Here is a 23,783-nt window from a genome sequence, read left to right as displayed (position 1 = left end):
TATGCGCAACTATATCGGACTGATCCACAAGGAAGCCGAAAGCGATTACGGTGTTTCCTTTCCTGACTTCCCAGGTGTCGTAACAGCCGGCACTGATTTGGTTGACGCCCGTCGCATGGCCGAAGAGGCTTTGGCTTTTCACGTCGACGGTCCTGTCGAAGATGGAGAGGCTGTCCCTGAAGCATCTTCCCTCACCGACATTATGGCTGATCCTCATAATTCCTCAGGTGCCGCCATTCTTGTTTCGCTAAAAAAGAAACGAAAAAGGCCGTCCGCGTAAACATCACGATGCCCGAGGATGTCTTGCAGGAGGTGGATGCCTACGCAGAAGCACATGGTTTGACCAGGTCAGGATTTCTCGTTCAGGCATCAAAGCGGGAAATCGGGAAGATTGCGGCTTAGCGATATCCTTCAGATATAAGGCCACCTTGCCCGCCGCCGGCCCTTTTTTGCGGACTTGCGGCATGAGCCACCACTTCAATCTGACACGAGATCCGTTCCAAACCATTTTAGGCTCACCGCCTGCAGCGTGCCATCAGTTTTCAGTGTCTCGATGGCGGCAGTGAATTGACCGGCAAGTTCCATGTCATGCTGGCAAGCCAAAACAAGGCCGACGACATCGGGCCGGAACGGTCGGTCGACAAGGGGGAGACCTTTCGCGCGCTGTTCGTTGCCGGCGCAATGCTGTGGGCGCCGATCAACAGCTGCGCGTTGGATGGAAAACCACGAGGCCGTGCTTTGCACTGAGCTCATTGCAGATTCTCATTTTCTTGAAAGGAGATTGCTCTGCGCCGTCACGAATTGAGCGACGAGGAATGGGCTATCATTGCACCTCTGCTGCCGAACAACAGCCGTGGAATTGAACGTGTTGATGACCGTTGGGTCATCAACGGTATCCTCTGGCGTTTCAGGACTGGTTCAACTTGGCGAGATGTGCCGGAGCGTTATGGCCCGCGCACGACGCTTTACAATCGGTTCTCCCGATGGCGCAAGGCGGGCGTCTGGGATCGTCTTCCGGACGCCGTTTCAAAGCGTTAAGATGGAGACATAGTGATGGTCGACAGTACTTGTGTTCGCGTCTGTCGCAGTCCGCCGAAAGTCTGGGCAAAGTACGTGTTGATGGCGAGCATCAGTTACTGTGGCGATGTCTGTACTTTCGCTTTGTCACTATTACCTCCAGTTGCTTGTCGGCTCCGGAGAAGTCCGGCGTATTGAACAAATCGGAGGTTTAAAATCCATTCCAGCAGTCGGTATGCAGCTCATCCGTTATCGGCACGGCGAGTTTGGCCTCACAGGCCCACGTGTCTTGCTGCCGGTCCTCAAGATGATGGCAATGGCAATGACATCGGTAGGGGCGATGACGCTGCGACAGCGGTGTTCCTGCTGATGATGAGGCGATCATCCACGTCGTTCTCGGCCGACAATGCCGCGAAGCCCCGATACGGCCTCTCATCTCGGCTGGTCTGGCGCCGGTCCGGCCTTGGCCTGCAACGGCTTCGCCGACCTTCTTCCCCTAACCGCAAGCGGCCATTCCTCGCGAGCCAACAAGCTCGGCTACCGCCGTCCTCCGCTGGCGCTGTGGTCCTTTGGATGCAGCAGGCCAACCCGTCGCCTCTCGACCGCCATCGAGGCCGCATCGGGCGGCTTCGAACAACTCTCAGGAGAAACGACAATGGCTCAGAACGGCACCTTCACCCGCGACGAAACCGGCGCCTACAACGGTACCATCAAGACCCTCACCCTCAACGTCAAGGCATCAATCAAACCCTGCGACCGCGACAACGATCGCGCCCCGGACTTCCGGGTCACAGCAACGGGTGTCGAGTTCGGAGCCGGCTGGAGCCGGACCGCCCGGGAAACCGGCGCCGAATACCTCTCGCTCAAGCTCGACGATCCGTCCTTCACAGCTCCGGTCTATGCCTCCCTCGTCCAGGGCGACAAAGGCGAGCACAAGCTCATCTGGTCCCGCTGACCAGAAACACGGCGCTCCGCCCACAGCGGGGCGCCCTCATTCGATCACATAGCCCAGCGCGCGATAACCCACTCGTCGCTTTGCCGCCATCCGGGCCAGAACGGGAACGGTGCTATCGACGTAATCGACGACCAAGACGTCTTTCTTACCGTCATGCTGACGATGCAGACGTCCGACATACTGCGCCAAAGTGCCTTTCCAGGCGATCGGCATGGTGAGGAACAACGTGTCGAGCCGGGCGTCATCGAAGCCTTCCCCGATATAGCGGCCTATCGCAAGTATCAGACGCTCATCATCGTCTGCGACATTCAACGCCGTGTTGGCTTGCTTGCGATCCTTCGCCGACATGCCGCCACGTAGCACCACCAGATTTTTTACAAACGGTGAGAACTTCTGCTGCAGATAATCAAGGTGATCCTTACGCTCCGTCAGCAGGATGGGCGAACGTTTGGCCTCGAGGGACTTCAGCACGTCATCGAATATCAGGTCATTTCGGCCTTGGTCCTGCGCAAGGGCCGCATAGATCGCTGGCATTGACGGGCGCTCTGCCGAGACGAGTGACGCTGGTAACTCAAACTTCGTCGAACGGTCGCGGGCACGGTGGCGCATACCACGCTCGGCAGCTTGAACTCTTGCATCGACCCGATGGCGAACGGGACCGCATTGCATGAAGATGATCGGATGATGGCCGTCCTTTCGGGCGACCGTCGCTGATAGGCCAACCACGTATCGCGCCTTGGATCTGCGAGCGACAAGTTCAAAACTTGCAGCGGACAGATGGTGGCACTCGTCCACAATCAGATGACCGTAATTTCCCACGATGTCATCGACCTCGCCATTGCGAACCAGGCTTTGGATCAGCGCCACATCGATGATCCCTGTTGGCTTCCTTTTCCCGCCACCGATGATGCCGATCTGCTTTGGGTCGATGCTCAGGAAGGAACTCAGACGCTCTACCCATTGGGTGAGAAGCTCCCTGCGGTGAACAAGAACCAGCGTGTTGCGGCTTCGATGTGCAATGAGTGCAGCAGCGACAACTGTCTTGCCGAAGGCGGTCGTCGCGGCGAGCACGCCGTTATCGTTGGCGACAAGAGCAGCAAAGGCCCGCGATTGTGGCCGTCGCAGTTCCCCTTGGAACGAGACGCCGGCGGGTAGCGCATCTCCGTCTTCGCGGTGATCCTCCAAAATGGCGGTCGCGCCATGGCTCTTGACGAGCTCAATTGCTTCGTCGAAGCAGCCTCGTGGCAGCGCGACATGGCGTGATGAAGCTCGGCACAGTAGATGATCCGCGGCTTGCCGAATGTCGGCAATCGCATTGCTTGCGCACGATAAAATTCCGGGTTCTGGAATGCTGCCAGGCGCACGAACTGCGCAATCAGCGCGGACGGAAGCTCGGTCCTATCGATATAAACCTGATCGGCGATCACGACCTTGATGCTTTGCGGGATCGCAGCCTCAATTCGCCGCGGCTCGCTCCGACGTGACGGCAACATCATCCACCGCTCATCGGCATGTTCGTCATCGACCGGCATCCGGACGCCCAAGACCCGCCCCGACAATTCGGCTTCGTCGGCGATCCTGAAGACTTCGTCCGCCGACAACCTGGGTAAAGACGACAGGTATGCCCACTGGTCATCGTAGGGTTGCAGGTCGCCATCGATAAAAACGCTGTTTCCATTTTCGCGAGCTTTCCTTTGCAGGGGAAGCGCGATCAGATTGCCGAAGCCGCCAAGTGGCATGGTATCCTGGTTGGGAAAGAAACGGTCATAGGACGTGAAGCCGATCTCGGGGCGGTTCTCCATCGTCTCTGTGATCAGTGCGGCCCCCAGTTGTCGGGCGACCTTCGCGGGAACGGGTTCGGAGAAGAATATCCAGACATGGCCGCCGTTTCCCGACCTCGACCGTTCGAGGGCTGCGGCAATTCCTTTTGCGTGACAGGTTGCCAGCAACGCTCTGGTATCGTCCGCCCAGCTTTCCTTGTCGAAGTCAGCAGCAAGGAACCAGCATGTTTCGTCTTGCAGCAATGGATATACGCCGGCAACAAAGTCGCTTGAACGGGCATCGCCGCCACGAAGGTGCTTTTCGATGATATCCTCGGAATACGGGATGAACGCCTGATGCGGGCAGTCCCCACATTTCACCTTCGGCTTGCCGCAGATTCCTTTCGCCCACTCGTTGGAACAGGATGGCGAATAGCCGGTGCGTCCATCCTTTCTATTTTCCCATCGCACCGGAAAGACATCGGGGCGCCCGGCAAACAACTGCCGGAATAACTCCACCTTCTCCATCGACGGCGAGCTGTTGGTAACAGGGGCATCGGTGAAGGCTGGCTTTTCGGCGGCAATCGGGCTATCGGAAATCAGCTGTTGCTCAAACACTTCCAGCTCACGCTCAAGCGCCATCCGCTCTTCATTCAGATCGGCTAACCGCCGTCGAATGCGAGCAATGTTCTCCCAAGCATCATTCTTTTCCGCCAACTTTGAAGCTTCCGCCTAAATGATCATGCGGATCAGCATAGGCCAAAGACGTCCGCATTTTAAGACGCACTATCCATCTCAGCGGCACAGAAGGCTCCGGAATTATGCGGAGTAAAATCCACCGCGAGCATCGGCAAAAGCAGGCTTCAGCGACCAACGCTCCGCATAATCCCGCTCTATGCATAATCGACCTTATGCGGTGCACCGCATAATGTCGAATTCGGCGCAGGCTGGCAGAAGCAGGCCCGGGAAACCGAGCGCGCCTGCATCTCGGTCAAACTTGACGATCCGAGTTTTCCGGCCCCGATCTACGCGACGCTCAGTGAAATCCAGGGACACGAGGGACTGCAGCTCATCTGGTCGCGCAACACCCGCCGCTGATCAGACATCGAAGCCCCGCTCGATCCGGGCGGGGCTTTCCTCAGATCACTTGTTGAGCGCATCCTTCAGCGCCTTGGCTGGTGTGAAAACCAGCTTCTTGGCGGCGGCGACCTTGATGGCCGCTCCGGTCGCGGGATTGCGCGCCTCGCGCTCCGGTGTATCTTTCACCTTGAATTTTCCGAAGCCGGGAAGGCTCGTTTCGTCGCCGGCAATCGCTGCCTCTATGATCGATGCAATCACCGCTTCGACGATCGCCTTTCCCTGGGCCTTCGTGAGACTGTGCTCGTCGGCGATCTTGTCGGCAATTTCATTGGTGGTCGTCATATCGTTCTCCCCATTGTCATTCGTGCGAAAATCCCTGACAGAGGATCACAGCCCTGTCATCGACCCACCCCGCCAAGAGCAGCGATTTGCTGATTTTTCCACAGCTACCGCGTATTTGGCGCATCACGGTGCATCTGTATTGGTGGATCCGCACGCGGGCATCGAGCCCACTTGCGGATCAATGGGCAGTACGGAGAGGGAATGTCTGCTGCGTCCAACCGAGGATGCCATGGCGGCATGAAGGCCTAGGACGAGCGGGTCCCCGAAATTTCTTGCCCGATCCTGAGGCCCGACCACAGAAGTTCGGCTCACCCTGCCGGCTCCGCCGGTCTCTATCGCGACCGTTGACCCCTCCATCCCTCCATGACCGCGGGCGTCGTCTTTAACAAACGTCAAGGAGACGACGATGGCAAACGAACTGGAACGGAGCATCGTGGAACTGCAGGCCGAGTTGCGGAACGCACACCCGGACGAACGTACACCCGGACGAACGTCGCCGGATCGAAGCGGAACTCGACCTGGCGCTGGCTGGGCGCGAAGTCCTGATGGCCGAACGGGAAGTCAGACTCAGCGCCGAGCCGCCCTTTTGAGGGTGGCTTTCACCATATCGCCAAGGCCACCCTGCCGGATCGACCGGCATGATAGACTGGAAGCTCCATGACGACCAAGACCCGTTCCGCCTGTCGGTCACGGAAGTGATCAGTTTCCACACGGCGCCTTTCGACGCTCTGTGATCGAAATCAAGACCGCGCTGCCGGACGTCGTGCCGCAACGCGACGCCGATAGAGTTTCCTGCGTCTTCGACTTCCTCACCGTCCATTGGCGTCGCGTCCTACGCTTGCACTACGGTCCTATTTCGCGGACTGCCCGTTATTCCGCAACGACAAATTTGGCCTGAAGCTCGCGATCAACAGTCCGTTCTTCGCCGAGATCAAGATCACGTTTGAATCCAATGGGCGAGACCCCGTCTCACGTTTACCGGAAGGCACGCCCTGGCGGTCCTCTTCTCGCAGCCGATCAGATGACGCTCTCCGGGCGGCCATGGGGCTTCGGTTCGTATCCATGAGATCGCCTCTTTCGCAGCAGTTCAAGGAAGAGGTTGCCAGCCTCCTCCTCCGGCGTGAAATGATGCACTCGGCTATGACCACCGGTGCCAAATGCGACCCCATCGGCGGATAAGACAGACCTCGCCGAACAGATTCGGCTCAATCGACATAGAATAGTAACAGGCCATGTTTTTGATGGGGGCCCTGCGTTCGACGTAGAGCTGATTTGGCTGGATGATAATGACAGGCAGAACCGGACACGGCGGATTAATATTAGATGGGATGGCAGGCCGATGATCCGGGCGATCCGCCTGCGGCGGACGTCTCAATTCACCTCGCGAACGAAGCCCGCAAGCGGGTCTCCGCCGTTCCCGGTGACGATGCTCTGGCAGCGATGCATCGTCGTCGCTTGGCGTCGAGGGCGTTGATTAGCGCTGCGTATTGTCGGCAAACTGCGACGGCATCAAGATCTATCCGACACCCGCCCGGCCTGTCTGGCCGGTTGGCGGACGCAGCCCCGACTTCCTCAAACACGACGGAGAGGCGGAACGCTTTGCACTATGCCCGCATTCTTCGGGCATGCGCTGAGGGTGGTAATCCTCTCCTGCGTTGCGCTAGTCGTTGCCTCGTTCGGATGTTATTGATATCTCACCGTTTCGGTCACCGACATTCCGACACCTCACGACGACGGCCCGCTTCAGCATCTTCCACGAAATCGGTCTGGTCGCCATGTTATAGCAGTTGCGCGTTAGCATAGGTGGTCAAACTGATTTGGTCCGAGAGCAGGATAGGCTAACGGTATACCGTGCCGTTTCGCCCGCGGGGCGCAGTCGCTTTGGCGCGGCGATGATGCTCAATATGGCGGACGTACGCTGGCGATCAGTTGGGGAAAAATCGACGGTAATACCGCCCGTTTGTACGCAGATGCCTTACCGCAAAGGAAGGGCATCGCCGCCATTGGCGCGTCCTGGTGCGTCAGAACAACCGATTTGGGAATAGGCGAATGGGCTGAGCAGCAAGATGGCAATCCGGTGTCAGTCGTGACAGGCGTATCCATTTCTAAGCGAACGGGTTTTTTGGCGAATAAGCGAATCGGTGATGCGGAAAGGCCATTGTGTAGACCGCGATTTAGACGATTGCGCAAACCTTCCTGTCCCCGAAAGAGTCTATCGGCTAGTGCGCGAATCGGCGATCAAGCAAAATCGCCCTTGCGCGAAAGAGAGTTTGGGCGACTAAGACGTCGAGCGTTTTCAATTTATCGGCTAAAATGACATCCCTGAATTTTCGGCGCGGGTGCGTCATCGTAACCTGCTCTCACTCCAGTCGCCGCATTTCGGCACCCACCCTGCCGCAGAATTGCCGGACCGCGCGATTCCGAGCGACGCTAGTACCGACAAGTTCCGGTTTCGACAGGCTCATGTCCCGAGAGCGCTACAATCACGCCGGATCGCATTTCCCGGCCGCTCAGCAAAGTCGGCGCCAGCACCATGCCGAGGCCGGCGACACAAGCATGGTACCAGTTTAATGACCTCAACCACGAGCAAGCCCAAAGGCGTACCGATGCTGAAGAAACCCTGGCTGTTTGCGACGTATACCCCACCGCTTGTTCGGCAGCCGAGAAACAGCGACTTAAGTCTGAAATAAGCAGCCTTAATAGTTTCAGATGACAAAGGCTTTGGGTCGGGCGCTGTTGGCGGGCCCGCTGCTGCGCTCGGAGCAACTTCTGTGCAGGCAAAGAGGCGGTCTCAACCATAGTTGCGACTTGCGGCTCAAGCGCGAAGAATTTCGCCGTCTCCCGCAATGGAGTTTATGATACAGCTTCGACAACGAAACATTGGTGTCCAGATTTACAGCTGAGGATTGACGGGCGATTTCTGAGAAGACGTCATTTAAACTCGGCGGGACGGAAAACGCCGGCGGTGAGGTCCGCATCCAGGGTGAGATTAAGCGTTGCGACCATAATCCACTCACCCCCCCGATCAGCTACCCCGAGCAACAAGTCGAGATCCGGCTCGGTCATCGCGAGTGTCGGGCGGCAGTCATGGTCGAAGAGGCTGGCGGCCAGCGCACGCTTTTGTCTTTGAGCACGTCCATTTTTTCTTCAATCGGGTCGGCGGCAACCAGCCGGTAGACGAAGATCGGCTTAGCCTGGCCGATCCTGTGGGCCCAGTCGAGAGCTTGTTCCTCGACCGCCGGGTTCCACCAGGGATCGTAGAGGATCACTGTATCAGCGGCCGTCAGGTTCAGTCCGACACCGCCGGCCTTAAAGCTTATGAAGAAGACAGGCATTTTTTCATTTGGAACGACATTACCTGCGCTGCACGATCGATGGTATCGCCGGTGAGCAAGGCATAGGCGATGCCCGCGTCGTCTAGTCGCTTCCCGATCAACTCCAACATGAAGTGAACTGGGAGAATACGATGACTTGCGGCCTTCATCGATCAGATTGGCGACCAACTCGATCAGCTGTTCGAGCTTGGCCGACTCAAAGGCACTTGCCGATAGCTTTTTCGGTTGCGTCAGTTTCAAGAGGCGCGGATCGCAGCAGGCCTGACGCAATTTCAGCAGGGCATCCAGAATGACGATATGGCTGGGGGCGAGCCCTTTCTCGGCGATTGCCGCCTGAACTTTTACATGCATCGCTAGCCGGATGGATTCGTAAAACGTCCGCTGACCTGCAGAAAGCTCTACTTTTTCGGTTATAACGGTTTTTGGCGGCAATTCGGCCGCCACCTCTTCCTTCGTTCGCCGCAGCAGAAAGGGCTTGATACGGGTTGCTAACAGCCGCGAGCTGGCCGTGTCACCCTTCTTTTCGATCGGCGTCCGCCACTGACGGGTAAAACTCTTCAAATCGCCGAGAAACCCCGGAGCAATGAAGTGAAACAGCGACCATACTTCGCCGCGGTGATTTTCCAGCGGCGTCCCGGTTTAGGCAAAAGCGATGCGGCGATTTTAGCCCATGTACCAGCTTCGTCGTCGCGGCATTTGCGTTCTTGATGACCTGCGCCTCATCAAGGAAGATCATGTGCCAACCGCGCTCGGCAAGGATGGCTTGGTCGTGTGCCAGCAGCGGATAGGTGGTTAGCATAAGATCAACAGCCTCAAGGCTTTGGAAATGCTACTTGCGGTCGGCACCTTGCAGAACGAGTATGGATAATCCCGGCGCAAATTTTTCGGGTTCCGTCGCCCAATTGACCATGAGGCTGGTGGGAGCGACGACTAGAACGCGGGTCGATAGTCGCCCAGTGGCTTCTCGATGGCGATCAGGCCCAGCGCCTGGACCGTTTTTCCGAAACCCATATCGCCCGAAAGCATGCCGCCAAGCCCAACACCCTTGAGAAACGCCAACGATGCCAGCCCGTGCGCCTAATAGGGCCGCAATGTCGCATTAAGCCACGGCGGCAGGTCGACATCAGGAATGCCGTCGTGGCCGCGTAGCTTTTTCTCCAGCGCAAGCACTCTTTGACCGCCCTGCCAGACGGCGCCGGCGCCGGCGGCTCCCTCCAGATCGGCAAGGCTTGCAGCATCAAGCGACGACAACCGCAGTCGCCCGTCCGCACCACACCTCCAACCAGATTGAACAGATCGAACAACGTCCTGATGAGTGGCAGTATGCTGCCGACAGGAGCAGCCAGCACCTTGCCGCCTTGTAGCGGCAGGAACAGCGGCTCATGCTCTCCCAGGAGATCCAACGCTGACTGGAAAACCACGGACCGCATAACGCGCAGCTGGCCGGAAGGCCGAAATGTATGCGGCAGATGCGGCAATCATCACAAAAGATGAGTGGTCATCCGCGCGAGTTCATCGCGGATGATGCATCCACGGGGCCATTTGGCCCACCGCACCCGGAAAATAGAGGTGTCCAATTGGGCGGATCAAAGCTTGGCCGACCCGTGTCCTTGGCTGCCGCCTGAACGAAGCTGGTGTCGTAAGATCAATGTCGTCAACAAAAGCTTCGATGAAACGAACCGGGTTGTCCGGCCCTATGCTTTAAACATCGCAGGGTGCACTCAGCGAGAACGGCAGCGGGATTTACCATCAATCTGCAGGGGTCGGTGATGTAGAATTAGCACGTCTCGTCAGAAACGTCGCAAATACAACGGCGCGCGAAAGACTCAGTGTGCCCATAGTGCTTTTAGTCTGATATCTCGGACGCAGCCAATGAGTGGCCTCGTATTTCTAAAACCCTGTATTTTTAAAACTTTGATGGACAGTCGATTGATCGGGTCGACTTGCACATTCAAATGCATTGCTGGTGGGGATTGCATGACTTTAACGGCTTTAAATAGAGCATTTTCAGTGCGGGCGTTGGCATCCACGCTGCTGTTTTCATCAACCTTGTACGGGCATTCTGCCCTCGCGCAGGAGCAGCAGGCCGCTCCGGCAAACACAAATGGCCAGCAGACGACCACTGCGGCCCCACCTGCACAGCCGGCACCCGCGCCCCAGGCCCGCGTCCAGAAATTCGACGACTGGTATTACCGCTGCATCGACGGCAAGGCTGCCGATGGCGCTGCGACAACGAACTGTGAGGTCGCGCAGATTGCGACGGTAAAGCAGGGCGACCAGGATGTTAACGTACTGACGCTTGCCATCGCCAAGGCAGATGTACCGGCCACATCAGGCAAAAAGGGTGCAAAGCCGCCGGCAAGTGATCTCGTTCTCACCGCCCTTGTGCCGCTCAACATGTATCTGCCCTCTGGGCTAAGCATCGACGCGGCCGACAAGCCTGTGGTGCAACTCGCCTACCGCAATTGCACTCAGGCCGGCTGCTGGTCTCAGCAGAAATTGGACGCCCGCATGATCGCGGCGTTTTCCAAGGCAGCCGATGGTACCGGGCACGTGCAGATGATGAATGGGCAGAAGGTCAACATCAAATTCTCGCTGAAAGGATTGTCGGCGGCTTTGGATGCTTTGCAGAAGACTGATACTCCCTAAGGCAAGAGGCAGATAGAGTTATGAAGTCGGCCCGGCCCCCACCAGCTGCTCACCGCCGCAATCTCGTTTTGACCGCCAGCGCCCTGCTGACGGCAGCCCTTGCCGTATCGCCGGTCGTTGCCCAGACGCCCAATGACGACTTCGCGCGCCGGCAAGCGCAAGAGGCTGAACAGAAGCGCCTGGAGGCCTTGGGACAGATGACGCCGAAGCCCGCGCCGGCAGGGCCTCAGCAACCAACACCATCCAGCAGTCAGAAGCCTGGACCGTGCTTTGCGATCACCCATGTCGAGGTGGATGGAGTGAAGCAATTTTCTGCTGCTGCCATTGCCAAGGTCACGGCATCTTATGCGAACCGCTGTGTCGGCATGGGCGAGATCAACGGACTGCTGCGCGACCTGACGCATCTCTACCTCGACAAGGGCTTCGTAGCCTCGCGCGTCTACGTGCCCGCACAGGATATCGCCGGGACCAAGATGCTGCGTCTGGTCGCCGTCGAAGGTACGCTGTCGGATATTTACATCAACGGCAAACCAGCCCCCGGCTCCGGCGTATTGGCGACTGCCTTTCCCGGCATGAAGGACAAGATCACCAACCTGCGTGATATCGAGCAGGGTCTCGACCAGATCAACCGTCTCCCGTCCAACAACGCCAAGACAGCCATGCTGCCGGGCAAGACGGATGGAACCACGATCCTCAACATCGAGAACAAGCCGGACCATCCCTGGCACCTGTCCTTCGGCAATAACAATCTCGGCCAGGAGCAGACGGGATACTCCAAGTCATCGACCACGGTCGGCTATGACAGCCTTTTTGGCATCAACGATCAATGGAACTTCTCCTACGAGCATAGCGGCCCGGACTATCCCTGGCCTGATGACGGTCAGGGCAGGAGCAACAGCTATTCCGGTAATGTCAGCGTCCCCTACGGCTATTGGACACTATCGTTGAACGGTTCCTGGTATGGTTACGACAGCTCCGTCCCCGGCAATTTCGGTCCGTTGGAAACGTCTGGTACCAGCAAACAGGCTGGCATCGGCGCAGACCGGGTGATTTTCCGCGACAAGGATTCGATCACGACGTTCAATAGCGGCCTGACCTATAAGGAAACCAATAATTTCCTGCTCGGAAACAAGATCGAGGTCGGCAGCCGCAGATATACGGTCGGCGATCTCGGTATTTCGCATTCGCGCCGAATGTTGGGAGGGCTCTGGGTCTTCGACCTGTCCTACAGCCAGGGGCTCAATCTCTTTGACGCCGTAGGGCCGGGCGACGTCGGGGCAGGGGACGCAGATCCCCGGTTTTCCAAATTTACCGGCACCATCACGATGACCAAGCCGTTTGAGCTCGCCGAACAGCATTTTGAGGTCAACTCGATCATCACTGGACAGTATTCCCCGGACAATCTGTTCGGCACCGAACAATTCTCGATTGGCGGATATTCCAACGTGCGTGGCACGCGCGAGACCATGCTTTACGGCAATAACGGCTTCTTTGTCCGCAACGATCTGGCCTGGCGCACACAGCCCTTCGCCAGTCATGCGGAGCTTGTAAAATTATTTGGCGAGTTTCGTCCCTATGTCGGTCTTGATTATGGGCGCATCCCTTCGCAATCACGCTACCGCATCGAGGGTGGCGACATGTTTGGCTGGACGGTGGGCGCCAAGCTCGCTGGCGGCCATGTCAATTTCGATATCGGCTATTCGGACATATTCGGCGGAACGGTTGACCGGCACAACGCCGGGCTTCTGTTCGCCAGCACATCCGTGAGGTGGTGACCATGACTGATCGCATCAAGATTTTGGGAAGCGCTGGCTTTTCAAAGCGCACCAGGCAAGGTTTTCGTGTGATCGCCGGACGATCGCTTGCGATGCTCTTGAGCGGCCTGCTGGTTTTCCAGCCGATGCTGGCCAATGCCCAGTCTGTCTCCGCTGCAGGATCAGCCCCCGCAGCCAATCAGCCCGGCGTCGGGACAGCGCCGAACGGTGTCCCGCTCGTCGATATCGTCACGCCGAACGGGACCGGTCTCTCCCATAACAAATACGACAACTACAATGTCGGCACGCCTGGCCTCATCCTCAACAACTTCAATGGCGAGGTCGGCACATCGAACCTCGGGGGGGTCACGCCGGGCAATCCGAACCTGAAGACTTCCGGTCCGGCCTCCGTCATCCTCAACGAGGTGACGAGCGGCAATCGCTCGGCGCTCAACGGTCCGACCGAAGTCTTCGGCGGCAGGGCGGATGTGATCATCGCCAATCCGAACGGGATCACGTGCTCGGGCTGCGGTTTCATCAACACCCCGCGCGCGACGCTCACCACCGGGGTTCCAGATATCGGGGCTGACGGTCGTCTGACAGGGTTCACCGTCAATGGCGGCGATGTCACCTTCGAAGGGGCAGGGGCAAATCTTGCGGCTGCCCCCGGTGCCGTCGACCTGTTCGACGTCGTCTCGCGCCAGATCCACGTCAACGCGCCGCTTTATGGCAAGACAATCCGACTGACGGGCGGCGCCAGCAAATACGACTACGCCACAGGCGAGGCAACCGCGCTGACGGCGACCTCCGGCACACCGGAATATGCGATCGATGGCTCGGCGCTCGGCGCCATGCAGGCCGACCGCATCAAGATCGTCGTCACCGAGAAGGGTGCCGGCGTCAAGATGAGCGGCGACATGGCCGCCAATGCCGGTGAACTGTCCCTCTCGGCTGACGGCAAGATCTCGATCGGCAATGCGTCGGCACGCGATGGCGTGACCATCACCTCGAAACACCGGGTCACCGCTGCAAAGGTTGCATCGAAGCAAAAGGTCAATGTCCAGGCCGACGAGGGCATCACCTTGCAGTCGGTTGCGGCTGACAGCGATATTGCCCTGGTGAGCGGAGCCGGCCTCATAAGCGTGGTGGAAGACGTCACCAGCGGCACGGCCGTGCAGATGAGTTCCGGCGGCGGCATTGCTGCCGGCAGCGTCACCGCTGGCAATGGTGCGGCAACGCTTGTCGCCACCTCCGGCGATATCGTGATCGCAGGTGCTGCCAACAGCGTCGGTGATCTCACTCTGACCGCGACGGCTGGCTCGCTGTCGGCCGCTTCCCTGTTAAGCAACGGCAACATCGCGCTGAATGCCGGGCTGGATATTGCTGTCGCCGGTAACGTGCTGGCTGAGCGCAATCTCACTGCCGCCGGTCGGTCAGTCTCGACGGGCATGGTCGTCTCGGGCATCGATATCGATGCTACCAGTGCCGATCCAAACGGCAACGTGGTTCTCGGCTCCGCTGGCAATCTCAGCCTGACGGCCACAGGCGGCAATATCGCGACGGGCAACCTTCTGTCTGCCGGAGCGCTCACTTCAACGGCGGCCGGCACCATGACGGCCGGCAGCCTTCAGTCGACCACCGATCTGACGGTGGCTGCGACGTCGCTGACATCAAGCACGGTGATTTCCCACGGAACGCTCACTGTCGATGCATCGACCAACGTTTCCGGCCAGATCTTTGGGAGCAGCAATGTCCTGATCTCGGGCGCCACCATTCAAGCCGGCGCCATCGTATCCGGCGTGGATTTTGCGGCAACCGCTGCGGCCAATGGCAATCTTGTGGTTGGCAATGCCGGCGATATGACGTTGCAGGCCTCTGGCAGTCTGTCAGCAGATACGCTGCTTGCGGCAGGAACGATGTTTGCCACGGCCGCAGATCTCAACGTCGGGAATGTGACCGGCCACCAAGTCGTCACCCTGTCCGGCAGCTCCAGCCTCACGGCCACCGGCCAGCTTCTCGGAGCAAAGGAGGTCTCGATCTCTGGCGGCTCGGTCTCCCTCAATCAAGTCATCAGCGGTCTGGACTTTGCCGCAACACAAGCCAATGGCGGCAATGTCACCTTGGGCACGACCGGTAACCTGTCTCTACAGGCCGCCGGTCAGCTCTCGGCAAATGCTTTGCTTGCGGCCGGAACCATCACGGCGACAGCCGCGGATCTCAGCCTCGGCACTGTAACAGGGCATAACGACGTCTCGCTTTCGGGCGGTAACAACCTGACCGTCACTGGCCAAACCCTCGGGGCCAACGATGTTTCGTTGTCGGGTGGCACGATCTCGACCGGCCAAGTCGTGACGGGTGTTGATTTTGCTGCGATGGCGCAATCCTCGACCGGCGCTATCGTCATCGGCTCAGATGGTGACCTGACGATCAATGCCGTCAGCGCCACCAATGGCAGTCTCGGCAGCGCCACGACCGGGGCGCTGCTGGTCGCCGGCGATCTCAATATCACGGCCGGGTCATTCGCAGCGTCCAACGTCACCGGTCATGGTGCCGTCACCGTCGATGCCGCCGCCAATGTTTCTGGAACGCTTCTGGCAGCAGGCAATGTCGCAATCACCGGCTCGTCCATCACGGCGGGCAGCCTTGTCTCTGGCGTCGACTTTGTCGCTACAAACCAATCTACGGACGGTAGCGTTGTGCTCGGCTCAACTGGCACACTCACCCTAGAAGCCACCGCAGGCAATATCAACGCGTCCAATCTGCTGGCGGCCGGCGGGATCGGCGCCACGGCGAGCGGTGACATCGGTAATATAACGCCCGTCAACGTTATTGCCCATCAGAACCTGACGATGACCGCCGGCGGCACAATCGCTCTGGCCGGCCAATCCATGGCAGCAGACAGTGTCAACCTGCAAGGTCAGTCGATCTCAGTCGCTAGCCTGGTGTCAGGCGTCGATTTCGCTGCGACGCGTGCCTCAAGCACCGGCGCGCTGATGCTGAAACAGGGCAATGCCCAATCAGGCACAATGACACTCACGGCCACAAATGGCGACATAACCGCCAGCAATGCGCTGCTGTCCGGTGGCAACCTCTCGGCAACGACGAGCGGCGGTATCAGCTATGCGCTGCTGCAAAGCCTTGCCAACGCCTCGTTGAGCGCGCCGGGCACCATCACCTACACGAACAACAGCAACGTCACCGGCAACCTTACGATAAATACCGGTACGATCGATCTCTCGGGAACACGCGGCGCCAAGCTGGCTGTCGGCGGCACGCTGTCGATCACGGCCACATCCGCAAACCTCACCGGCAGCAGCCTCGTCCTCGGCGGACTGGCGCTCGACCTCAGCGGCCAGGCTGATTTGACCGGTGCGGCCGTGAAGACGGCCATGAATGCCGGCGGCTCCGGCGATATTGCCATCACTGCAGGCAGCCTTGCCATCAGCGACACGACGACGCTGCTGGCCGCCCATGACCTGACGCTCACCCTTCCCACCCTCTCCAACAGCGGACAAATTGCCGCTGCCAACAATCTGACGATCAATACCAGCGGCGATCTGACCAATACATCGACCGGTCTTCTCTATGCCGGTCGTGACGCTTCTCTCCTTGTCGCGGGGGCGCTGACCAACGATCAGGGCGCCATTCTCGCTGGCAATGACCTGACGATTGCGGGAAGTAACCTCAGCCAACGCAACGCTGCCACCACCAACATCTCCGGCCTCATCCAGGCGGGTGGTGACATGTCTATCCTGACCTCCAATCTCGTCAACAAGCGGTCGACGACACCAACCTGGGTAACCGGTCAGCTGGTCTCATCGGGCAATGTCGTCGGCACCTTCGTGCTCAACCCCGATGTCGCCGGCAAGCCGTTTGCCTATCTCGAAACCAGCGACCAGAATATCCACCAGCTTTACCCCGGTGTTGATCCGCCGGCCTGGCAGGACTACGAGCCGCTGCTCTGGTCTCAGGCGACGCTTGCGGATGGCACAAGCTATCATGCCTGGACCTGGACCTCCGCCAACGGGCCGACCGCAGTTGGACCGATCTACGACTGGATCAAGGCCCGTGTCCCGGTCGATGCCAACGGCACCCCGGTCCTCGACCCCACCAACCCATCCAAGTACTTCATCGTCGACCAGGTCATTCGTGGCGGGGTCGCCGACACCAGCACGACCTATACCTGGGATCCGACCAGCAATCTCAGCCAGTCGGTTTACGAAGACAGGTTTACGAGCACGCTAACCCCCGAAGCGGTGATCCGATCCGGTGGCAATCTGACCATCGATGCGACCAATCTCACCAATTCCTACAGCAGGATCGAAGCGGGTGGCAACGCGACGCTCTCAGGGTCGACACTCACCAACGAAGGGGTCGTCCTCAATCGCACCACGATGACGACCTGCAACGCCCAGAGCGCCTGTACAGCTTACAATGCCGATGGCACGGCCGATCCATCGCGCGATATCGCCAACGGATCATCTGTCGTATCGGGTTCGCAGGTCATTGGCGGTGCGGCTGGTACCCTGAAGGCAGCCGGCGCGCTGACCCTCAACTTTGGCACGGTCAACAACACATCCCTTGGTTCGACCAGCGGCAGCGCGGCCGTCAGTACGCCTTCGACATCGAGCGATCCGCTATCTGCCTTGAGCGGCCTGACTGCAGGCGGCGCGCTGTTCACGGTCAATAGCGCGCTCTCCAATGTGGCTGGCAACAGCGTGCCGACCGCCGGTGGCGGCCTGACCGCCGCGCTTGGCAACCTCACCCAGATCTCGCCAGCAAATGTCGCGCAGCTCGCTGCACTGGCAAAGCCGCAATCCGGTGGTGTCGGCGGCACGATACCCGGCCAGGCCTTCATCTTCGAGACCCGAGCAGCCTTCCTCGACGTCTCGAAGTTCTACGGATCGAGCTACTTCATCAGTCGGGCCGGTTACGACCCCGAGACCAGTATTCCGTTCCTCGGCGACGCCTATTTCGACAACCAGCTGATAGACACGCAATTGCGCCAGTTGGTCGGCGACGGGCTCGGAAACGGTTCCTTCATTCCAGGCAACAGTGCCATCGAGCAGATGAAGACCTTGCTCGACAATGGGGCTGCCTACGCCGAGGCCCATGGTCTGGCCTTCGGCCAGGGGTTGACGACCGAGCAGGCGGCCAATCTGCAGCAATCCATCGTGCTTTACCAGACGCAGACCGTGAACGGGGCCCAGGTGCTGGCTCCCGTCGTCTACCTGTCGGCTGCCGACCGGGCCAAGGCAGGGTCTGGCGCCGGCGCGATGATCGCTGGCAACTCCGTCAATCTCAACGTCGGCGACCTCAACAATTCCGGCGCGGTCGCCGCCGCCGGCGGCCTTAGCATCGCTGCCAGCTCGATCAAATCCACCGGCACCTTCTATGCCGGTGGCAACGCGAACCTGACCGCTTCCAACGGCATCACGCTTGCCGCCCAGACGATGACCATCGGCGGCCAGAACGTGGTCAACACGAATGCGGGGGTTTCGGCGGGCGGTAATCTCTTGCTCGCCGCCAATAACAGCGATCTCAATGTCGCTGGCGCCAGCGTCAAAGCTGGCGGATCGGCTCAGCTCTCCGGCAACAATGTCAACCTCGCTGCGGTCAAGGTCGATAATGGCGGGCAACAAAATGCCACAGGTGCACGGGTCACCGCTGGCAGCAATCTTGCCATTGCCGCTAATAACGATGTCAATGTCATCGGCTCCTCTGCCAAGGCCGGCGGCGATCTCAATATCAAGGCCGCGAGCGGCGCCGTCAACGTCGTCTCGACCGATGTCGCGCGCAAGACGAACGATGGCTACACCAAGGCCTCCGGGACCGATCAGCAGGCGTCGCAGCTGACGGCCGGCGGCAATCTCGGGATCAGCGGCAACACCGGCGTCCTGATTTCAGGCTCGGATCTGTCGGCCAAGGGTGATGTCGGTCTGAGCTCGAACGGCGACATCAACGTTACCACCGCGCAGAGCCAGAGTGCCTCTGTCTTCGGAAAGAATTCGTCATCGTCGATCACGAACAATGGCTCCACCATCACCGCCGGTGGTGATCTCGTCGCAAAATCCAACAACGACATCAACGTCATCGGCTCGACGCTGGCAGCCGACGGCATGCTCGGCCTGCAGGCGAAAAACAACGTCACCATCGCCGAAGCCACCGATGGCTATACGCTCGACACCAAGAGCTCCAGCAAGAAGAGCGGCTTCTTCGGATCGACCAAGAAGGACGCTAGCGGCCATCTTGAGACGACCACGGCGGCAGGCTCAACCCTCTCCGGCAAGGATGGTGTGACGATCCTCTCCGGCGGCGATACCACCGTGTCGGCATCCAAGGTCACCGCCGGTGATGCCACCCATGCCTCGGATCTTAATATCCAGACCGGTGGCAACCTGATCGTCACCTCGGCCAAGGATACCGAGACCGAGCATGATAGTTCGAAGAGCAAGGGTTTCTTGCGCAAGGGCAGCTCCAGCTATGACGCCTATAACGAGACGACGGTCGGCTCTGAGCTTTCCGCCTCCGGCGATGTCAATCTCGACGCCGGCAAGGCGGCCGTCATCGTCGGCTCGAAGGTCAATGCCAATGGGTCGCTCAATGTTTCCGGCGAAAGCGTCAGCATCATCGGGGCTCAGGAGAACCATCAGTCCGACAGCCAGCGCAAGGACTCCGGCCTCTTCGTCGGTTCAGGTGGCGGCTTCATCTCGCTTTACGGCAAGAACGAAAAGCAGGGCGCACAATCCTCGACCGACAATGTCGGCTCCAAGCTATCGGCCGGGCAAGACGTCAACCTGACGGCGCGCGCCACCGATCTCAACATCATGGGTTCGCAGGTCACCGCCGACCGTGACATCAACCTGTCGGCGGCCCGTGACGTCAATGTCACGCCAGGGGCAGAAAGTGCGGCGCAATCCGAACAGCAGAAGAAATCCGGCTTTGGTCTCGCCTTCTCGTCCGGCAATGGCGGCTTCTCGCTCGGCATCGGCGCCCAGTCGACCAAGGACAGTTCGGCCCAGCAATCCGACACAAATGCCATGTCGGCGCTGTCAGCAGGTCGCGACCTCAACATCTCGGCCGGCAACAATGTCAACCTGCAGGCGACCAGCGCGTCTGCCGAGCGTGACGTCAATCTTTTTGCCGGCAACGACATCAACCTGCTCTCGGCCAACGACGTCACCAATTATGAGGAAATGCACGAGAAGACCTTTGCTGGCGTGACGCTTACGGTGTCCAGCCAGGTTGGCAAGGCAGCTCAGAGCATCATGAACTCGGCCGAGCGTCTGTCGGACAGCGGCGGCGTCAATGCCGTCACCAACACCGCCATCGCTGGCCTTGGCTTTTACCAGGCCTACAAAGATCTGACGGGTGTCTACAGCCAATATCAAAAGTCCGGCGACATCGGTGTTAACGTCACTCTGACGGTCGGCGCCAACCATCAGGAAAGCCAGTCCTCATCCTCCACCTCGACACCCGTCGTCACCGACATTCGTGCTGGTCGGTCGATCTCGATGGAGGCAGAGAACGGCTCGATCACGAGCGACGGTGCGCAGATCCTGGCCGGCTACGACAAGAACGGCATACCAACGGTTTCAGGCGATCCGCTGACCGGCGATATCTTTCTGTCGGCGACCAGCGGCAACATTAATCTCAACGCTGCGACAGGCACGACGGACAGCGCGAGCAGCAACTCCTCCTGGAGTGCTGGGGTCGGTGTCGGTGCCACTTTTGGCGGCGGAGGCAAAGGCACCAAAGATCTGGGTCTGGTTGCCAATGCCGGCTACGGCAAGGGCAGCGCCGATACAAGCGGCGTCAGCCACACGAACACCCACGTCAATGGCACTGGTGACATCACAATCGTCACCAATGACCTGACGCTGCGCGGCGCCACGATCACCGGTAATTCGGTCACCGCCGACGTCAAGAACCTGACCATCGAAAGCCAGGTAGATACTGCCAAGGCCAAGGCCGACCAACTCAGTTTATCGGCCCAGACCGGCTTCGGCTCGACCAGTGTTTCCGGCGTTACCCAGAAGGCCAGCGGCGACGCCGTAGTGGTCACCGAGCAGTCCGGCATTCACGCCGGGGCAGGGGGACTCGATATTGATGTCAGCGGTCATACGTCGCTCGTTGGGGGTTTGATCACGAGTGAGGCCGGGGAGGGACGCAACAGCTTCTCTACCGGGACGCTGACGGTTGCCGATATCGATACCCATTCAACCTGGAAGGCCGACACCTACGGCGGCTCAATCGGTACTAGCGGCATAGTGCCGTCACCTCCTGTCAAAGCGAACGAAAACAAAACCGGTCAGGCGCTCTCGGCCATCGGTGGCAATATCCCGATCACCATCACCGACCCGGCGCACCAGACCCAGGATATCGGCACGATCCGTCGCGATACCGACAACACTAATACCTCGCTGCCCGGCCTGCCGGACCTCGAGAATATCCTGCGCGATCAGTACAAGACGCAGGCTGATTTGCAGGCGGCACAAGCAACAATGGCTGGGCTGGTCGGGGATATTTCCAGCGAGCTGTACAAGCAGGCTCTCCAACGTGGAGACGACGCCGCAGCTGATCTTTGGAAGGAAGGTGGCGAAGGCCGCGCGCTGCTACATGCGATCGGCGGCGGTATCCTCGGCGGAGTGAATGGTTGGGAGGGGGCAATCAAGGGTGCCCTCGGTGCAGGAACTTCGTCAATGCTTACACCGGCGATCGCCGCCCTCGTCGAGGGTATGCTGAAGGACAGCACCCTGTCGGATCAAGACAAGCAGACGCTTGCCAATCTGATCGGAACAAGCCTCAGTTCAGCGGTTGCTGGCGCCGTCGGCGGCGGAGAAGGAGCATCATACGGCAGCGCGCAGTATCAATTTAATTATCTCACGCACAAGGAACTTGATGAGGCCAACAAAGAGCGTGCTGACCTTCAAAAGAAGATTGCCGATTGCCAAGCATCCTTGGGCAACGGCTGCTCGGCTCAAACGCTTTCTGGTCTCGAAGACAACCTGCAATTCAGCATAGCCTACTACCGGCAGCTTTCTGACGCGAATAACGCATCCTTAGTAAAGGCCTGTGCGGCATCCTTTTCCAGTGCAGCCTGCGTAGCTGGCAGAGCCGATCTTGCAAACGCCGTTGACGAGGAATCAGGGCTCCAGCAACACGTTCTTGGCACGAGCTCTGTCAATACGCCGGATGCTTTGCTGCTCGGCGTGCTCAGCGATGTGGCCGCAGGCCATATTGCATCCGATCAAATTGCCGCTCAATACCAACAGGCGCTGACTACGCACCAGCAGATAACAACTGGAGTCGCTGCATTGGCTGTGCTCGTTGCTGTGGGCGTTACGGTTGGTCCGGAGGTGTACGCCTACTGCGCAGCGAATAGCGCCGCATGCGCGAACACGGTCACGGAGCTGCTGGATTGTGCCGCCACGGTAGCCTGCACCAGTACAGCTGGAGGCGTTCTTTCCCTTGGAGCCGCAACGAAAGTTGCTGGTGAATTGGAGCAATCTGCCAGCGCTGCAACAAAGGCGGCTGGCACCCGTACTATCGTTGCCTCGGACGGCACGACCGTTGTCGTTCCCGCTGGGTACAAGCCACTCACCTCTGCCGGAAGCGCCGCCAACGACGTCGGCGGCCTTCCTGAAGGTTTCGTCAGAGTCGTTGATGATGCAGGCAATATTGTCATTGCGGGACCAAATCGCTCCATCTACAGCAACATTGCAGCCGCTCAAAGAGCAGCCACAAGCGGAAACCGAGCAGGATTTGACGACTTGGCCAAATTTCGCGCCGAGCTCGGCCTGCCCCCCGCAGGCTCCGTCGCCGACAAGAACACTTTGGCTGTCATCGAGGTCAACGGGCAGAAAATTTACGGTATCAATGCGCATGGCCAGCCGGTGTCGGGGGTCAACGCAATTTCGTCAACGCACGCGGAAATTGATGCCCTCAATCAAATTAAGCAGCAGGGTATTGACGTCTCGGGGCAAAATCTGACGCTATACGTGGACAGAGCACCCTGCGCCGCCTGTGGGACAAACGGCGGAATTCGGTCGATGGTCGAACAGCTGGGACTGAGTCAACTCACCGTTATCGGCCCCGATGGACCAATGATAATAAAACCAAGGTAGGTTATGCAATTAAATATAGATAAGAGAGAGGGCGTTCACAACCTGAACATTCGGGTACCCGATGCAGATGAAATTGTGACGCTGAATTGGCTTTCAAAGCTCAACGGCCAACAGCACACCTTGATAAGCCTGGAGCGAGATGATGGGTGGCAAGTCATGGTGGGTGGTGGCCCGATTTATTACATTGTTACGTTAGGCAATGCCGATGAAAATCTAACGCTTGAAAACTCAAGCGGAGATGAGGCTAAGATGGTTGAACTGTGTGCCGGGGGGCAGTACGGCGAATACCCCGAGAGCTTTTGTGTAGATCGCGAGCAAGCCGCAAATGCCGTGTCGCTGTTTTTTCGAGGGCAAGAGCAGCAAGTGGGATGGCAAAAATAACGCGTCTATCTACAGTTAACGAAGATCTCGCCCAGCGTTTTCGACAGAGTCCTGATACAAAATATGCCCGACGACTATTCGAAGAGATATTCCGGGCCTGCGCCCGCAGAATTGAAAGCCACTGGTACGCCTTGTTAGAGAATGACCAGCTTGCCCTGCAGTTAGCCGCTGGCGAGCCGCCGGAGGGTTTAGATTTCGGCGCGCTAAGCGGCGAAATGGATGAAAGATACTTTGACGCAGAGGACGATGGACGAGATGAGCATTCTGCAGCCTATTTTGCCTTGGCCCGCTTGATGGCAGCACTTTAATTTGCAGCAATAGCCACGGATGCCCCTGGTTTTTCTGAGGCAACCTACGAAGCCATTATGGCATTACGCAATCCC

The 23,783-nt window shown here is 58.8% G+C and carries 15 protein-coding genes and 4 pseudogenes; 10 read left to right on the top strand and 9 right to left on the bottom strand.

The window, feature by feature from the left end; genetic code table 11:
• Position 1: 1 nt before the first annotated feature.
• The 4 genes and pseudogenes from J5278_RS20665 to J5278_RS20650 all read left to right on the top strand — a co-directional run bounded on the left by J5278_RS20665 (position 2) and on the right by J5278_RS20650 (position 1,972).
• A pseudogene (locus tag J5278_RS20665) lies at positions 2-402 on the top strand (type II toxin-antitoxin system HicB family antitoxin).
• A gap of 165 nt (positions 403-567) precedes the next feature.
• Complete coding sequence (locus tag J5278_RS20660) at positions 568-747, top strand: hypothetical protein (RefSeq protein ID WP_209229084.1); 180 nt, start codon at positions 568-570, stop codon at positions 745-747.
• A gap of 33 nt (positions 748-780) precedes the next feature.
• A pseudogene (locus J5278_RS20655) lies at positions 781-1,035 on the top strand (transposase); the annotation flags it as partial.
• 637 nt (positions 1,036-1,672) lie between these two features.
• Positions 1,673-1,972: a DUF736 domain-containing protein gene (locus J5278_RS20650; protein ID WP_209187272.1), complete on the top strand. Its 300-nt coding sequence runs from the start codon at positions 1,673-1,675 to the stop codon at positions 1,970-1,972.
• 36 nt (positions 1,973-2,008) lie between these two features.
• Here J5278_RS20650 and J5278_RS31125 read toward each other — a convergent pair whose 3' ends face one another.
• Entirely contained in the window at positions 2,009-3,043 is a 1,035-nt protein-coding gene (locus J5278_RS31125) for a DEAD/DEAH box helicase (RefSeq protein WP_257623465.1), read from the bottom strand.
• Positions 2,926-4,374: a hypothetical protein gene (locus J5278_RS31120; protein WP_257623464.1), complete on the bottom strand. Its 1,449-nt coding sequence runs from the start codon at positions 4,372-4,374 to the stop codon at positions 2,926-2,928. Before J5278_RS31120 ends, J5278_RS31125 begins: the two co-directional genes overlap by 118 nt.
• Positions 4,375-4,659: 285 nt before the next feature.
• Here J5278_RS31120 and J5278_RS31115 point away from each other — a divergent pair.
• Positions 4,660-4,830, top strand: a pseudogene (locus tag J5278_RS31115) (DUF736 family protein); the annotation flags it as partial.
• Between the two features lie 45 nt (positions 4,831-4,875).
• Here the strand turns inward: J5278_RS31115 and J5278_RS20635 are convergent.
• The 7 genes and pseudogenes from J5278_RS20635 to J5278_RS31085 form a co-directional block, all read right to left on the bottom strand.
• Positions 4,876-5,154 (bottom strand): HU family DNA-binding protein, encoded by a 279-nt coding sequence (locus J5278_RS20635; RefSeq protein ID WP_142831578.1) that lies wholly within the window; start codon positions 5,152-5,154, stop codon positions 4,876-4,878.
• 1,017 nt (positions 5,155-6,171) lie between these two features.
• A pseudogene (locus J5278_RS20630) lies at positions 6,172-6,442 on the bottom strand (WGR domain-containing protein).
• Between the two features lie 1,643 nt (positions 6,443-8,085).
• Entirely contained in the window at positions 8,086-8,220 is a 135-nt protein-coding gene (locus J5278_RS31105; RefSeq protein ID WP_257623463.1) for a hypothetical protein, read from the bottom strand.
• The gene (locus J5278_RS31100) at positions 8,217-9,074 is read right to left on the bottom strand and encodes a DEAD/DEAH box helicase (RefSeq protein WP_257623486.1); all 858 of its coding nucleotides are present in this window, start codon (positions 9,072-9,074) and stop codon (positions 8,217-8,219) included. Before J5278_RS31100 ends, J5278_RS31105 begins: the two co-directional genes overlap by 4 nt.
• Positions 9,001-9,288: an SNF2-related protein gene (locus J5278_RS31095; protein ID WP_257623462.1), complete on the bottom strand. Its 288-nt coding sequence runs from the start codon at positions 9,286-9,288 to the stop codon at positions 9,001-9,003. Before J5278_RS31095 ends, J5278_RS31100 begins: the two co-directional genes overlap by 74 nt.
• 131 nt (positions 9,289-9,419) lie before the next feature.
• The gene (locus tag J5278_RS31090; protein ID WP_257623461.1) at positions 9,420-9,548 is read right to left on the bottom strand and encodes a hypothetical protein; all 129 of its coding nucleotides are present in this window, start codon (positions 9,546-9,548) and stop codon (positions 9,420-9,422) included.
• An 18-nt stretch (positions 9,549-9,566) separates the two neighbouring features.
• Positions 9,567-9,740 carry a hypothetical protein gene (locus tag J5278_RS31085; RefSeq protein ID WP_224128877.1) on the bottom strand — a complete coding sequence of 58 codons (174 nt, stop codon included), beginning with the start codon at positions 9,738-9,740 and terminating at the stop codon, positions 9,567-9,569.
• A 621-nt stretch (positions 9,741-10,361) separates the two neighbouring features.
• Between J5278_RS31085 and J5278_RS20620 the strand changes: the two genes are divergently transcribed.
• The 5 genes from J5278_RS20620 to J5278_RS20600 are packed head-to-tail and all read left to right on the top strand — an operon-like array spanning position 10,362 to position 23,708.
• Positions 10,362-11,138 carry an invasion associated locus B family protein gene (locus J5278_RS20620; protein WP_247748922.1) on the top strand — a complete coding sequence of 259 codons (777 nt, stop codon included), beginning with the start codon at positions 10,362-10,364 and terminating at the stop codon, positions 11,136-11,138.
• A 20-nt stretch (positions 11,139-11,158) separates the two neighbouring features.
• Entirely contained in the window at positions 11,159-12,913 is a 1,755-nt protein-coding gene (locus J5278_RS20615) for a ShlB/FhaC/HecB family hemolysin secretion/activation protein (RefSeq protein WP_209187247.1), read from the top strand.
• A 2-nt stretch (positions 12,914-12,915) separates the two neighbouring features.
• Complete coding sequence (locus J5278_RS20610) at positions 12,916-23,019, top strand: hemagglutinin repeat-containing protein (protein ID WP_209187248.1); 10,104 nt, start codon at positions 12,916-12,918, stop codon at positions 23,017-23,019.
• A gap of 3 nt (positions 23,020-23,022) precedes the next feature.
• Complete coding sequence (locus J5278_RS20605; protein ID WP_209186143.1) at positions 23,023-23,400, top strand: hypothetical protein; 378 nt, start codon at positions 23,023-23,025, stop codon at positions 23,398-23,400.
• The gene (locus J5278_RS20600) at positions 23,388-23,708 is read left to right on the top strand and encodes a hypothetical protein (RefSeq protein ID WP_219258970.1); all 321 of its coding nucleotides are present in this window, start codon (positions 23,388-23,390) and stop codon (positions 23,706-23,708) included. The genes J5278_RS20605 and J5278_RS20600 overlap by 13 nt, the downstream gene beginning before the upstream one ends.
• The last annotated feature ends 75 nt before the right edge of the window (positions 23,709-23,783 follow it).

Origin of the sequence: Rhizobium sp. B21/90 (assembly GCF_019355815.1) — a bacterium.
Taxonomy (GTDB): Bacteria; Pseudomonadota; Alphaproteobacteria; order Rhizobiales; family Rhizobiaceae; genus Rhizobium; species Rhizobium rhododendri.
The sequence above is the reverse complement of the archived record's forward strand: the minus strand, read 5'-3'. Positions and strand labels throughout refer to the sequence as shown.